The following is a 14,953-nucleotide window of genomic DNA, read 5'->3' as shown; positions in this document are numbered from 1 at the left end:
TGGATACAGCGATAGTGCACTTTTTATTGAAGGGCAAAAAGCATCATACACCAATATTCTGTCTCAGCAATTTTCATTGATTGGTGGTGGAGAATTTAAAATACCTTTTATGTCAGACAACGTTGGAGGTTTATTACTTGGTGGAACACAAATTCAAGGACCAAGATTATATTTTAATGGTGCGGCACCAGTTCCTGTATCAGGAACACCTTCTACAGAAATTACAAATCACTTAACAGGAGCTTATAATAATATGGGTGTTCCAGGAGCTAAAAGTTTTCATCTACTAGCTGCAGGTTATGGAAATGTTGCAGGAGTTGCAACAGGACAAGCAAATCCTTACTATGTTAGATTTGCTTCCTCACCAACTTCTAAGATTATTGACGACGCAACTGTTCAAAATCCGACTTTCTTTTCTTTATGGATAGGAAACAATGATGTTTTAAGCTATGCAACATCTGGAGGAACAGGAATTAATCAAACTGGAAATTTAAATCCTGCAACCTATGGTTCTAACGATATTACAGACCCAAATGTTTTTAGTTCGGTATATAATACATTATTAACAAACCTAACGGCAAATGGTGCTAAAGGAGTTGTAGCTAACATTCCTTATGTTACCTCTGTTCCTTTCTTTACCACTGTTCCTACTAATCCAATTCCTGGATTGCCAGCAGCAAGTGCGGCACAATTAAATCAATTATTTGGTGGTATCAATGCTGCTTTAACTGCCAACGGTTTACCAACAAGATTTGTAACATTAGTTGCCGATGATGGAAACTCAGCAACAGTTGAAGCTAATCCTTTATTAATAAAAGATGAAAGTTTATTAAATATATCTGCTCAAATTACTGTAGCTTTAACTCCTTCATTAGGTGCGCAAACTGCAGGATATTTAGGAAGTATTTACGGACAAGCAAGACATGCAAAGAATACATTGCCCAACAAAGACTATATTTTATTAACTGCTAGAGGTGTGATAGGAACAACTCAAGCTGGTGCACCAGCTCCATTTAATACTGTAGGTGTTTCTTATCCAATGCAAGATGGTACAACCTTGACGGCAAGTGAAACGGCAGAGGTTAAAACTGCTACAGATGCTTATAATGCTAGTATTAGAGCTTTGGCAACGGCTAAAGGATTAGCTTTTGTAGATGCAAATGCTACCTTAGTACAAGTTGCAAACGGCGGAATTAGTGGTGGCGGATTTAATGTAACTTCTAACTATGTTTCTGGCGGCGGTTTCTCTCTAGATGGTGTTCACCCTAGTCCAAGAGGATATGCTTTAATTGCTAATAAATTCCTAGAAGCAATTAACACAACTTATGGTTCTAATTTAAAAGGAGTGAATCTAGGAGATTATAGAATTTTATTTCCAGCATCTTTCTAATAAAAAAATACACTTTTAGTTTAAACCATCAACTTCGGTTGGTGGTTTTTTAATATGTAAAATATCGATTTCTTTATCTTTATGATCTTGTATTGAAAAAAAATCAAAATTTACATAAAAAAACACTTTTTACTATTGATTTTCTATTTAGAAAAATTATCTTTGCACTCTGAAAAATGACATCATTTTTTCATTTCTAAAACGCTATTAAATAAATACATAAGCAATGTCAAAAGCAATAGGAAAAGTTTCTCAAATCATCGGACCAGTAGTTGACGTAGTTTTCAACAGTAAAGATGCTGAATTACCAAAAATTTACGATTCATTAGAAATCACTAAAAAAGATGGTACACTATTAGTACTTGAAGTGCAATCTCACATTGGTGAAGATACAGTTCGTACCATTTCTATGGACTCAACAGATGGTTTAAGTAGAGGTACAGATGTAGTTTCTACTGGAAATCCAATTCAAATGCCAATCGGTGCAGATGTTTACGGACGTCTTTTTAACGTAATTGGTGATGCAATTGATGGTTTAGGAGACTTGCCAAAAACAGGCGAAAACGGAATGTCAATTCACCGTTCAGCTCCAAGATTTGAAGATTTATCTACTTCTTCTGAAGTTTTATTCACTGGTATTAAAGTAATCGATTTAATTGAGCCTTACTCTAAAGGAGGTAAAATTGGATTATTTGGTGGTGCAGGTGTTGGTAAAACAGTATTAATTCAGGAGTTAATTAACAATATTGCAAAAGGTCACGGTGGTCTTTCTGTATTCGCAGGAGTAGGAGAAAGAACACGTGAAGGAAATGACTTACTTCGTGAAATGTTGGAGTCAGGAATTATAAAATATGGTGACGAATTCATGCACTCTATGGAAAATGGAGGATGGGATTTAACCAAAGTTGATAAACCAGGAATGAGAGAGTCTAAAGCTACTTTCGTTTTCGGACAAATGAATGAGCCACCAGGAGCAAGAGCTCGTGTTGCTTTATCAGGATTATCTATTGCAGAATATTTCCGTGATGGCGCAGGTTCAGATCAAGGTAAAGATGTACTTTTCTTCGTTGATAATATCTTCCGTTTTACACAAGCAGGTTCAGAGGTTTCGGCACTTTTAGGTCGTATGCCATCTGCGGTAGGTTACCAACCAACATTGGCTACAGAAATGGGTGCGATGCAAGAAAGAATTACATCTACCAAAAAAGGTTCTATTACATCGGTACAAGCGGTTTACGTTCCTGCAGATGATTTAACCGATCCAGCACCAGCAACAACATTTGCTCACTTAGATGCTACAACAGTATTGTCTCGTAAAATTGCTGAGTTAGGTATTTATCCAGCGGTAGATCCATTGGACTCAACTTCAAGAATCTTAACACCACAAATTTTAGGAAACGAACACTACGATTGTGCTCAAAGAGTAAAAGAAATCCTTCAAAAATACAAACAACTTCAAGACATCATCGCCATCCTTGGTATGGAAGAATTGTCAGAAGAAGATAAATTATCTGTATCTCGTGCACGTCGTGTACAACGTTTCTTGTCTCAACCATTCCACGTAGCTGAGCAGTTTACAGGTATTCCTGGAGTTTTGGTTGATATTAAAGATACAATCAAAGGATTCAACATGATTATTGATGGTGAGTTAGACCACTTGCCAGAAGCAGCTTTCAACCTTAAAGGAACAATTGAAGACGCAATCGAAGCAGGACAAAAAATGTTAGCAGAAGCATAAGAATTAGGATTAAGGAATCAAAGAATTAGGATTTTAAGAATTTCCTAAATCGAAAATCCTAAATCCAGAATCCTAAATTAAATAAAATGATTTTAGAAATAGTATCACCAGAAGCTACATTATTTAAAGGCGAAGTAACCTCGGTAACTTTACCAGGTGTTGATGGTTCATTCCAAATATTGAATAACCACGCACCAATAGTTTCTATCTTAAAGCAAGGAACAGTAAAAATTGCTGCAACAAGTTTTAAATTCGAAAAAGAAGTAGTAGAAAAGTTTACTAAAATAAACGAACAAAACTACACTCTTGAAATTTCTTCAGGAACAATCGAAATGAAAGACAATAAAGTAATTGTTTTAGCCGACTAAGACAATTCAAAATAAATTAAGAAAGCCAAGCATTATTGTTTGGCTTTTTTTATTTTTGGTAGATGAAAAACTTCCCAAAATCATTAACCCAAAAACTACAACAACGTGAGCAAAACAATGCCTTACGAAAATTACCAGTTTCCAATAATTTAATAGATTTTGCTTCTAATGATTATTTAGGTTTTGCTCGTTCCCAAGAAATTTTCAATCAAACACACCAATATCTTTTAGAAAACGATATAAAAATTAACGGTGCAACAGGTTCAAGATTAATTTCAGGAAACCACAATTTATACCAAATCACAGAAGATTTTATAGCCAATTTCCATCAATCGGAAACCGCTTTAATTTTCAATTCAGGTTACGATGCTAATGTTGGTTTTTTCAGTTCGGTGCCGCAACGAAATGATGTAATTTTTTATGACGAATTATGCCACGCCTCAATCCGTGATGGAATTTTAATGAGTAACGCAAAATCATATAAATTTCAGCATAATGATTTTGAACAGTTAGAAAAAGTAATTAGTAAGCAACTCGAAATCCGAAACTCGAAACCCGAAACCTTTTATATCGTCACAGAATCCGTTTTCTCAATGGACGGCGACACGCCAAATCTTGAAGAATTAGTAAATATCTGCGAAAAATATAATTGCAATTTAGTCGTTGATGAAGCACACGCATTAGGAGTTTTCGGTGATTACGGACAAGGATTAGTGCAAAGCCAAGGATTACAAAATAAAGTTTTTGCAACAATCATGACTTTCGGAAAAGGACTAGGTTGTCACGGCGCAGCGATTTTAGGAAGTCAAGAATTAAAAAACTATCTAGTAAATTTTGCACGAAGTTTCATATACACAACCGGACTTTCACCACATTCAGTCGCAACAATTTTAATTGCATACCAACATTTAAAATCCGAAGAAGAAGCCATTCAAAATCTTAGAAATAACATTCAATTGTTCAATCAAGAAAAAATGCAGTTGGGTTTGAAACCATTATTTGTTTACAGTAAATCGGCAATTCAATGTGCTATAATTCCTGGAAACGAGAAGGTAAAATCAATTGCAACTAAACTTCAAGAAAACGGATTTGATGTAAAAGCCATTCTTTCGCCAACTGTTCCAGAAGGTCAAGAAAGATTGCGTTTTTGTTTGCATTCCTACAATTCCGAAAAAGAAATCACGGAAGTTTTACGTTTGTTAAGCAAGTTAATTTTTTAGATTTCTCAAATTTCTCAAATCTGTGTTCCAAAAAAACACGAACTTTGCGGTTAAATTGTAACTATGAAACTATTTATAACAGGAATCGGAACCGATGTAGGCAAAACCATTACATCAGCCATAATTACACAAGCATTAAAAGCCGATTATTGGAAACCAATCCAAGCAGGCGATTTAGACAATTCTGATAGTCATAAAATTCAACGCTATATTGCTAACGATAAAACCGTTATTCACGAAAACAGCTATAAACTAAATACGCCAGCAAGTCCACATTTGGCGGCAAAAATTGACGGAATCACCATCGATTTAAAACAAATCATCGAACCAAAAACTGAAAACCATCTCATAATTGAAGGCGCAGGCGGATTGCTAGTTCCGTTAAACGACAACGATTGCATTATCGATTTAATTCAAAAAGACTATAAAATAATTTTGGTTTCAAGGCATTATCTTGGAAGCATCAATCACACTTTATTGTCATTTGAAGCGTTAAAAAGTAGAAATTTAAAAGTTGCCGGAATCATTTTTTCTGGAGATGAAAACCAAGCTTCCGAAGAAATTATACTCAATAAAACCAAAGCCAAATTCATAGGTCGAATTGACAACGAACCGTATTTTGACCAAAATGTAATTCAATATTACGCCGATTTGTTTAGAGAAAATCTTCTAATATTATAACCTTTAATGAGGATAGAAAAAGCAAATACTGACGACCATCAAATTCTAACAAAAATCACTAAAAAATCAAAAGTATTTTGGGGATATTCAGAAGAACAAATGGCGCAATGGAATGATACGCTCACAATTACTAAAGAATATATCAAGACCAATTTTGCCTTTAAACTGATAAAAGAAAATCAAGTAATTGGTTATTATTCTTATTTCAATACTGAAAAGACAATTATAAAACTAGACAACTTATTTATACTTCCACAGTATATCGGAAAAGGATTTGGAAACTATTTAATGGATGATTTCTTAATTCGAATAAAAGAAAATCGTGACATTAAAAAAATAATTCTCGATGCTGATCCAAACGCCGAAAAATTCTATCAAAAATTCGGATTTGAAACAATCGGACAACTCGAAACTTCTATCAAAAATAGATTTCTGCCAGTTATGGAACTGAAATTTATAAAACCTTTGTGAAACTCTGTGCCATTCTCTGTGTATCTTTGTATACTATTTTTACATCATGAACTTATCAGAAAGAGACAAAAAACACAACTGGCATCCATATACACAACATAAAACCGCAGCTAATTTTCCAGCAATTACTAAAGGAAAAGACGCTTTGCTTTGGGACGAAAACGGAAAAGAATACGTTGACGCAATCGCTTCATGGTGGGTTAATCCTTACGGACATTCCAATAAAGTTATCGCAGATGCTATTTATAAACAACTCACCACATTAGAGCACGTTCTTTTTGGCGGATTCACACACAATAAAGCCGTAGAATTATCAGAGAAATTGATCGAAATTTTGCCTTCCAATCAACAGAAAATCTTCTATTCCGACAATGGTTCGACTGCTGTTGAAATTGCCATAAAATCGGCTTTGCAATACAATTATAATAAAGGAATTAAAAAAACCAAAGTCATCGCTTTCGAAGATGCTTTTCACGGTGACACCTTTGGCGCGATGGCTGCCAGCGGAATATCTTTTTTTACAGAAGCCTTCAAAGGATCACTTTTGGAAGTTGTTCGTATTCCAGTTCCAACCATTGGTAACGAAGAGAAAGCACTACAAGCATTAGAAAATCTTGTAAAAACAAACGATTTTGCCGCATTTATTTTTGAACCATTAGTTCTTGGTGCTGCAGGAATGGTAATGTACCAGCCCGAAGTTTTAGACAAAATGATTGCGCTTTGTAACCTAAATAATGTTTTCACAATTGCCGACGAAGTCATGACAGGTTTTGGTAAAACAGGCAAAACATTCGCCACCGATTATCTAGAAAATAAACCCGACATGATGTGCCTTTCAAAAGCACTAACAGGCGGAACAATTCCAATGGCGATCACCACATTTACTCAAGAAATCTTCGACGGATTTTTCGACGATGATGTAAATAAAGCCTTGTTTCACGGACACACTTTTACCGCAAATCCAACAGGTTGCGCCGCAGCTTTGGCAAGTATTTCATTATTACAAACCAACGAAATGCAAGACAACATTCAACGCGTTAATCAATCACATTTAGCATTTGAAGCTAAAATAAAAAACCATCCAAAAGTAAAAACCACACGTGTACTCGGAGTGATATTCGCATTAGAAATTAAAACAGACGCTCAAGAAAGTTATTACGGAACAATGCGCAACAAACTCTATAATTTCTTCATAGAAAACGGTGTAATTTTACGACCAGTTGGAAATATAGTTTACATTTTACCGCCCTACATCATCACCGAAAATCAATTGCAAAAAGTCTATATAACTATCGAAAATGCTCTCGAAATAGTGTAATTTTGTAGCGAATGTTTGGGCTTTATCAGCGTTGGTAATTCCTGCTTTACATTCCAATCTTTTACTTTTTAAAGAAAAAAGAAAAAGGATTTCCATTCCAATCAGGGCTAAATTGAAACCATTTGAATTTTTGAAAACTAAAATCGCCATAACATCTCTAGCATCAATCTCACCATTAGGAAAAAATCCTGATGCTATTTGGCACAATTATCTTTCCAGTAAAACCCTAATTTCAACCAAAGAATTCAACGGAAACAACCAATTTGTAGCCACAATACCTACAGAAATTAGACAAGAAATAGAAGAGTTAAGAAAGAGTGAAATCAAATACAAAGCCTTAGACGAAACCGTTTTACTTTCCATTTTAGTGTCGCGTCAAGCCATAAAAAACTCAGGTTGGAAAAATGGAGACGACTTTGGGATCAACATTGGTTCGTCTCGTGGTGCCACACAATTATTTGAAAAATACCACCAAGAATTTCTAGAAACCGGAAAAACAACAACATTAGCATCGCCAACCACAACTTTGGGAAATATTTCGTCATGGGTAGCGCATGATTTAAAAAATAACGGACCCGAAATTTCACATTCCATAACGTGTTCAACCGCTTTGCACGCAGTTCTAAATGCAGTTGCATGGTTACAATCAGGAATGGCAACAAAGTTTCTAGTGGGCGGAAGTGAAGCACCATTAACCGCTTTCACAATTGCTCAAATGAACGCTTTGAAGATTTATGCTAAAGAAGAATCTGAGTTTCCATGCAGGGCATTCGATTTTACTAAAACCAAAAATACAATGGTTCTAGGCGAAAGTGCATCGGTAGCTTGTTTAGAAATAGGAGAAAATCCAAACGCATTGGCTTACATAGAAGGAATTGGCTATGCCACTGATGATATCGAACACAATATATCCATTTCTGACGAAGCCAATTGTTTTCAAAAATCCATGAAAATGGCATTACAAAACACCAATCTTAATGACGTTGACGCCATAGTAATGCACATGCCCGGAACTTTAAAAGGCGACACATCCGAGTATAAAGCTATTTTAAAAGTTTTTGGTGAAAACCATCCAATGTTAACCACCAATAAATGGAAAGTTGGTCACACTTTTGGTGCATCAGGAATGTTAAACATGGAATTGGCAATCTTAATGATGCAACACAATCAGTTCATCGGCGTTCCATTTGCGGAAGCACAAAAAGAAAGAAAATTAATAAAAAAAGTACTGATAAACGCAGTTGGTTTTGGCGGAAATGCAGTTAGTATTTTGTTGTCTAAGGAGTTTTAAAATAACAACACAAGGAGTTTGTTCTTATTGATTTTTTTTAAAATGATCAAAAAAGAAGGACTATTATATTTGTGATGATTTATAAATTAAATCATTAAATTTTGGCAATCCATAAACATTCACAACCACGAAAATTTTTTTTTAAAGAAAACAAAAATCCAACCACTATCAGTAGATGACTTTTGCAGTTATATGAAAATTCTAAAAGAAACGGTAGAACCATTTATAAAATAAAAACAAAAAACCCCTGATTTCTCAGAGGTTATGTACCCGGAGCCGGAGTCGAACCGGCACGGTTTCCCACAGGTGTTTGAGACCAGCGCGTCTACCAATTCCGCCATCCGGGCATTAGCAGTTATGCTTTTGTCAAATTTATTGCTAAATTCACAGCAGCAGACTCAAAATAACAACAGTTATTTCAACGCAATAAAGAATGAATGAGACCATTTTTCCTTTAACACGTTGCAAATGTAAATAATTTTTCTTCACATTTTCAAGAAAATAGTTAAAAATATCCTTTCAGAGTCCAATTTTATTTCTAAATTTGCACCTCGTTAAAACGACACACAACTAACTAACTACACTCGAGGCATTTATATATAATAAGTTTTATTTAAAAGTAAAGCCCAATTGTACCTAAAGCAGCGAAATAAAACAACAAATTACAATGTCACATTTAGAACCAGAAGCAAAGATATTTGCCTGTTCACAAAGTGTTCATTTAGCCGAACAAATAGCCGAAAACTATGGAATTCCGCTAGGTAAAGTTACATTTTCAAAATATAGTGATGGTGAATTCCAACCTTCTTTTGAAGAATCTATAAGAGGATTGCGCGTATTTATTGTTTGCTCCACTTTTCCTAGTGCTGACAATTTAATGGAGCTCTTGTTAATGATTGATGCTGCTAAAAGAGCTTCTGCCAGACACATAACTCCAGTAATTCCATATTTTGGATGGGCAAGACAGGATAGAAAAGACAAGCCAAGAGTACCAATTGGAGCAAAACTAGTAGCTAAATTACTAGAAACAGCAGGTGCAACTAGAATTATGACCATGGATTTACATGCAGATCAAATTCAAGGTTTTTTTGAAAAACCAGTGGATCATTTGTTTGCTTCTACAATATTCTTGCCGTATGTTGAAAGCTTAAATTTAGAAAATTTAACAATCGCATCGCCAGATATGGGAGGTTCAAAAAGAGCTTATGCCTACTCTAAATTTTTAGAATCTGACGTAGTAATTTGTTACAAACAAAGAAAAGCTGCCAATGTAATAGGTTCTATGGAACTTATAGGAGAAGTAAAAGGTAGAAATGTAATTCTAGTAGATGATATGATCGATACTGGAGGTACATTGGCCAAAGCAGCAGATTTAATGATAGAAAAAGGCGCACTAAGTGTAAGAGCAATTTGCACACATGCTATATTATCTGGTGATGCATACGAAAAAATTGAAAATTCTAAGTTATTAGAATTAATTGTCACAGATTCTATACCACTAAAGAAAAAGTCCAATAAAATAAAAGTTGTGAGTTGTGCACCGCTTTTTGCCGAAGTAATGAACATGGTGCAACACAACAATTCCATAAGCGGAAAGTTTTTGATGTAAATCAAAACAAATAGGATCAATAGAAATCTGAAATTTATTTTTTGAATTTGAAATTGACATTAAAAAAGAATTATTATTATTAACTATATATTTTTACAATGAAATCGATTACAATTAAAGGATCAGAAAGAGAAAGCGTAGGCAAGGTAGCAACCAAAGCGGTACGTAATGCTGGAATGGTTCCTTGCGTTATTTACGGAGGAAGTCAGCCAGTACATTTTACAGCAGAAACTAAAGCTTTCAAAAGCCTAGTTTACACTCCAAACGCGCACACAGTTGCAATTGATTTGGATGGAAAATCATTCAACGCAATTTTACAAGACATTCAATTTCACCCAGTTTCTGAAGCTATTTTACACATTGACTTCTTCCAATTGAGCGACGATAAAGAAATCGTTATGGAAGTGCCAGTTAAAGTTACAGGAACTTCTCCAGGTGTACTTTTAGGTGGTGTGTTAAACTTAAACCAAAGAAGATTAAAAGTGAAAGCTTTGCCAAAAAATCTTCCTGATTTTGTTGAAGCAAACATCTCTGAATTGCAAATGGGTAATAAATTGTATGTAACTAAAATAGCGACTAACAATTACAAATTAATGCATCCAGACAACACTGTTGTTGCTCAAGTGAAGATTTCACGTGCTGCAATGAAAGCAGCTCAAGAAGCAGCAAAAGCAGAAAAAGGTGGAGCAAAAAAGAAAAAATAATTTCTTTATCCAATACAAGATAGCATCAGGAAACTGGTGCTTTTTTTATGCCTTTTAATTTTTGAAACTAATCAGTAGTAATTCTTGTACTCCATAATCCTGCTTTACACAGTATCTCTTCGAGGATACTTGCTCCAATCAGGGTTAGACAGTAATCCATTTGCCCAAAACTTTCAATTTCAAAACAAATATCCTACTTTTACCAAATGAATTGGTTTTCAAAATTATTGCCCAAAAAAGAAAAAGAAAGTAAAGATCCAATGAAGAAATTTCTTATTGTTGGCCTTGGTAACATTGGCATCGAATATGTAAACACGCGTCATAATATTGGGTTTAAAGTACTCAACCATTTTGCTAATAAAGAAAACATATCGTTTCAAGCAGCAAAGCTTGGAGAAATTGCAGAATACAAAACAAAAGGACGCACGCTACTGCTACTTAAGCCAAATACCTACATGAACCTAAGCGGTAAAGCGGTAAAATATTGGATGGAAAAAGAAAACATTCCTAAAGAAAATATCCTAATAATAACCGACGATTTAAACCTCTCTTTTGGAACCATAAGAATAAAAACCAAAGGAACCGATGGAGGACACAACGGATTGAAAAACATTCAACTTCTATTAAACACATCAGAGTATCCACGATTTAGATTTGGAATAAGCGATGAGTTTAAAAAAGGAAAACAAATAGATTATGTACTTGGCGACTGGAATGAGGAAGAAAAAATAAAACTGCCCGAACGATTAGAAATAGCTTCTCTAATCATTTCTTCATTTGCTCTAGCCGGACTAAGTGAAACCATGAATATATTTAATGGAAAATAAAAGCCATCTAATGTTTTAGATGGCTTTATATTTAACTATGTAATCTCAAAAATTACTTAACAATTATTCTTTTAACAATTTTTTTGTCACCACTTGTTATTGCAACCAAGTAAACACCAGTTTGAACACCTTCCAAATTTATATTCTCAGAAAAAACGCCTGAATTTTTATAAAGTGATTCAAAAATTTCTCTTCCTCTCATATCATAAACACTTACTTTTACAGGATCGCTAGAAGATGATGTAAATGAAATTGTAAAATTCCCAGCTGTAGGATTTGGATACAAAGAGAAATCTTGCATTGTGGCATCTGCTACATCTAGTAGTTGCGTTGCGCATATTGATAAACCCCAAGAAGTTAAACTGCCTCCATCTTGATCGGCACTGTCAGAAATTGATAAAATCCATGTTCCTGTGGGATTTTCTCCATTAAAGGCAGACAAAGCTTGCAAAGGTAAAACTACTCCAGTTATTGCAGGATTACTTCCGCAAACAATTACTACGCCTGAATCATCAAAAGTAGCATTCAAATTATCATTGCTTCCGCACAAGCCAGAGAACAATTGAACTACAGTGCCGTTTGGACTAGTTAAAGTTGCGCTTAAATCGTCAATCCAAGAATGTGATAGTTGTGCGTTTACATTTACATCAGTAATACTTCCGCCAGATGAAATAACGATTGTAGACGATATTGTTGGAGTTCCTACGGATGTTATTACTATTGGTACATTAGTTGAAGATGGCGATGCACATGCTATTAAACCAGTTTTAAAGGTAAAAGAACTGCTATAGTTATCAGAACAATAATTGTTTCTTGGCATAATACGCCAGTAATAGTCTGTGTTTATCAGTAACCCAGATAAATTATAAGATGTTGTGGTTACATTTCCAAAACTCACAATATTTGTAAAAGATGGGTTAGAAGCAACTTGAACATCATATGAAACCGCATTAGAATTAGTTGACCATGTCAATAACAAATTATTAGATTGTCCAACTGCATTATTTGAAGGAGTAAGTAATGACATAGCAGGAAATACTGCATCAAACAATTCAAAATAAAAGGGAACCGTTTTAGTTGTTGTTCCAAATGTAGCAGTAACAAGAATTGTATAAAATCCGGCAGTGCTGGCTGATGTATTTGTTATGGTCATTAATACAGTTCCTGACGAATTTATTGATGCTGGCAAAAAAGAGACTATTGACCCACTAGGGTTTCCAGAAGCACTAAAGGTAGTAGTGCCAGAAAATCCAGCCAATGCCTGATAATTTATTGCATAAGAAACATTAAAACCTTGACAAGCTGCTTTATTTTGTTGGTCTTCTATGCCAGAAAAAGCCACGCTAAAGTTGCTAGAAGGAGCAGTTATAATAAAATTTGTATTAGAAATATCATAAAATATATGATGATAACCTCTAACCATTATTCTGTTTTGACCTCCAGGATTATTGGGAACTGTTATAATTTCTGATCCATCATTTGGTACTTTGCTTGCTAGTATAATAGGGTAGGTATATCCGCCATCAATAGATAGTAAAACATCTACATACATTGCATTGATGCCGTTAGTTGTTGTGCCAGCAACTGTCCATGTTACTGTTTGATTTGATCCAGCAACCCAAGAAAGAGCTGTGTTAGGTAAATTAACTAAAAACGGACCCACACTTGATGTAGTAACTACCATATTATCTCTAGTTGTTTGCCCACCATTTGGAGCTGCATTGTCTCTTACTGTGAAAGCAAAATTCATGGTTCGAGCTACATTAGAAATTACTTCCCAAGTAGGCGCAAGATTATTGTCAATAACACTTTGTATAGTAGGCATATAGCGCTCGTTAGATGTTATTGGAGAATTGGATCTAAAGTTTGGGCCAAATAGTGCGTCTTGTGTTGGCGGTTGTGTAGAAACCTCTGTATCGGTTTGTTCCCAGCAATAGGTTAGAGCATCACCATCTATATCAGACGCGATTCCTTTTAGTATAAATGCTGTTCCATTAGGAATTGTATAATCCAATCCTGCATTTGCAATTGGAGCAGTATCGCCATTTGCAACAGAAGCACTACAATTTCCAGCACCAGTAACAAAACTTGTCATTTCGGAAAGATTAACCGTATGAAAATGATCGTCAGAATTACTTTGAACATCTGGAGCGCAAATTCCGGCATAACCCATAATTGTAGAAGCACTTCCTGGTTCTACCGCGGTCGAATTATTTCTATTGCAATCATTATTTTGTGTATGGTTTCCGCCAAATTGATGTCCCATTTCATGAGCTACATAATCAATATCAAATGGATCACCTACTGGTGCACCAGAACCAGTTATTCCTTTTGCTTTGCTAGAACTGCACGGTGAATAAAGTTGAGCTAAACCGCCGCCGCCAGTACTAACAGTATGTCCAATATCATAATTTGCTAATCCTATAGCTGCATCAATAACGGTTTGACTCTGATTAATTAAATTTCCAGCATTAGCATTGTCAAAACTATCAGAATCTATAAAGATTATTAAATCATTATTTGCAATTAATTGCATCGTTAGTGACATATCTATTTCAAAAACACCATTTATTCTAGTCATTGAAACGTTCATTGCTGCTAGGACTGCTGCTTTTTTCTGAGCAATAGTTCCGCCAGACACACCTGCTGCATTAACATGAAATGCCGCATACTCGATTGTACAAGCCATAGCAAGTCTGTAAGTTCTAAACAAGCCATCACTTACCAAAGAAGATTTTATGGAGTTTTGTTGTAATACTTCATTTTGAAAATTTTCGTCAACCAAGCAAGCCCTTTCTTTGATGGTATGAAGATCAATTTTATTATATACAATATAATTGCTCAAATCTTTAGTGAAGGTATCGATATATTGTGTCCCTGTATTTCCAGAGCGAGTCATAGTATGTAGTCCAAAAAGTGTTGTGCTAAATCTAATAGTTGCTGTTGGGTCTTCAATTCCTTTACCTACATACGATTTGCAATCAGGATATCTTGCTGCCAAGTCTTGTTGCATAACGGATGCCTCATAAACTCTAAAATTTCCTATAGTTCCATCTGGATTTGGAAAAGGAACTATGACAGTAGAGAATAATCCGCTGGTTCTTGTTGGTGCAAATTGAAGTTGTTTTTTTAGTGCTGTAAAGTTTAGATTAAATAATTTATACTTTAACGGAAGAGTTTCTCTTTCAGACTTGGGCAAGTTTGCCAATTGTTCCATTGATGTTTCAATCCATATTGATTTTTGAGAATAACAAGTAATAATAAAAAAACTTGTTATAATGCTAAAAAGTAGTTTTCTATTCATAGTTTATTGAAATTTATTTTGAAATTTATATT

12 protein-coding genes and 1 tRNA gene are annotated in these 14,953 nt (G+C 34.8%); 11 read left to right on the top strand and 2 right to left on the bottom strand.

Going from position 1 to position 14,953, the window contains the following annotated elements; translation table 11 throughout:
• From ACH2CG_RS06375 to ACH2CG_RS06340, 8 genes are all read left to right on the top strand, one after another.
• The coding region (locus ACH2CG_RS06375) for a G-D-S-L family lipolytic protein (protein WP_395063345.1) at nt 1–1,390 on the top strand (1,390 nt) is incomplete at its 5' end.
• Between the two features lie 226 nt (nt 1,391–1,616).
• Nucleotides 1,617–3,128 carry a F0F1 ATP synthase subunit beta gene (gene atpD / locus ACH2CG_RS06370; RefSeq protein WP_395063343.1) on the top strand — a complete coding sequence of 504 codons (1,512 nt, stop codon included), beginning with the start codon at nt 1,617–1,619 and terminating at the stop codon, nt 3,126–3,128.
• An 86-nt stretch (nt 3,129–3,214) separates the two neighbouring features.
• A complete protein-coding gene (locus tag ACH2CG_RS06365) occupies nt 3,215–3,496 on the top strand; it encodes a F0F1 ATP synthase subunit epsilon (protein WP_395063341.1) in 282 nt (93 codons plus the stop codon).
• Between the two features lie 62 nt (nt 3,497–3,558).
• Complete coding sequence (locus tag ACH2CG_RS06360) at nt 3,559–4,716, top strand: aminotransferase class I/II-fold pyridoxal phosphate-dependent enzyme (protein ID WP_395063339.1); 1,158 nt, start codon at nt 3,559–3,561, stop codon at nt 4,714–4,716.
• 63 nt (nt 4,717–4,779) lie between these two features.
• The gene (bioD, locus tag ACH2CG_RS06355) at nt 4,780–5,397 is read left to right on the top strand and encodes a dethiobiotin synthase (protein ID WP_395063337.1); all 618 of its coding nucleotides are present in this window, start codon (nt 4,780–4,782) and stop codon (nt 5,395–5,397) included.
• 6 nt (nt 5,398–5,403) lie between these two features.
• Nucleotides 5,404–5,868 carry a GNAT family N-acetyltransferase gene (locus tag ACH2CG_RS06350; RefSeq protein ID WP_395063335.1) on the top strand — a complete coding sequence of 155 codons (465 nt, stop codon included), beginning with the start codon at nt 5,404–5,406 and terminating at the stop codon, nt 5,866–5,868.
• Between the two features lie 46 nt (nt 5,869–5,914).
• Entirely contained in the window at nt 5,915–7,186 is a 1,272-nt protein-coding gene (gene bioA, locus ACH2CG_RS06345; protein ID WP_395063333.1) for an adenosylmethionine--8-amino-7-oxononanoate transaminase, read from the top strand.
• A 130-nt stretch (nt 7,187–7,316) separates the two neighbouring features.
• On the top strand, nt 7,317–8,477 hold the full coding sequence (locus ACH2CG_RS06340; protein ID WP_395063331.1) for a beta-ketoacyl synthase N-terminal-like domain-containing protein: 1,161 nt from the start codon (nt 7,317–7,319) through the stop codon (nt 8,475–8,477).
• Between the two features lie 267 nt (nt 8,478–8,744).
• Here ACH2CG_RS06340 and ACH2CG_RS06335 read toward each other — a convergent pair.
• A tRNA-Leu gene (locus ACH2CG_RS06335) sits at nt 8,745–8,824 on the bottom strand.
• 320 nt (nt 8,825–9,144) lie between these two features.
• Between ACH2CG_RS06335 and ACH2CG_RS06330 the strand changes: the two genes are divergently transcribed.
• From ACH2CG_RS06330 to pth, 3 genes are all read left to right on the top strand, one after another.
• Nucleotides 9,145–10,086 carry a ribose-phosphate pyrophosphokinase gene (locus ACH2CG_RS06330; RefSeq protein WP_395063329.1) on the top strand — a complete coding sequence of 314 codons (942 nt, stop codon included), beginning with the start codon at nt 9,145–9,147 and terminating at the stop codon, nt 10,084–10,086.
• A gap of 98 nt (nt 10,087–10,184) precedes the next feature.
• Entirely contained in the window at nt 10,185–10,790 is a 606-nt protein-coding gene (locus ACH2CG_RS06325) for a 50S ribosomal protein L25/general stress protein Ctc (protein ID WP_395063327.1), read from the top strand.
• 206 nt (nt 10,791–10,996) lie between these two features.
• Complete coding sequence (gene pth, locus ACH2CG_RS06320) at nt 10,997–11,617, top strand: aminoacyl-tRNA hydrolase (protein WP_395063325.1); 621 nt, start codon at nt 10,997–10,999, stop codon at nt 11,615–11,617.
• 52 nt (nt 11,618–11,669) lie between these two features.
• Here pth and ACH2CG_RS06315 read toward each other — a convergent pair whose 3' ends face one another.
• Entirely contained in the window at nt 11,670–14,921 is a 3,252-nt protein-coding gene (locus ACH2CG_RS06315) for a reprolysin-like metallopeptidase (RefSeq protein WP_395063323.1), read from the bottom strand.
• Nucleotides 14,922–14,953: the final 32 nt, after the last annotated feature.

Origin of the sequence: Flavobacterium sp. (genome assembly GCF_043778725.1) — a bacterium.
Taxonomy (GTDB): domain Bacteria; phylum Bacteroidota; class Bacteroidia; order Flavobacteriales; family Flavobacteriaceae; genus Flavobacterium.
This window is presented reverse-complemented; position numbering and strand designations above follow the sequence as displayed.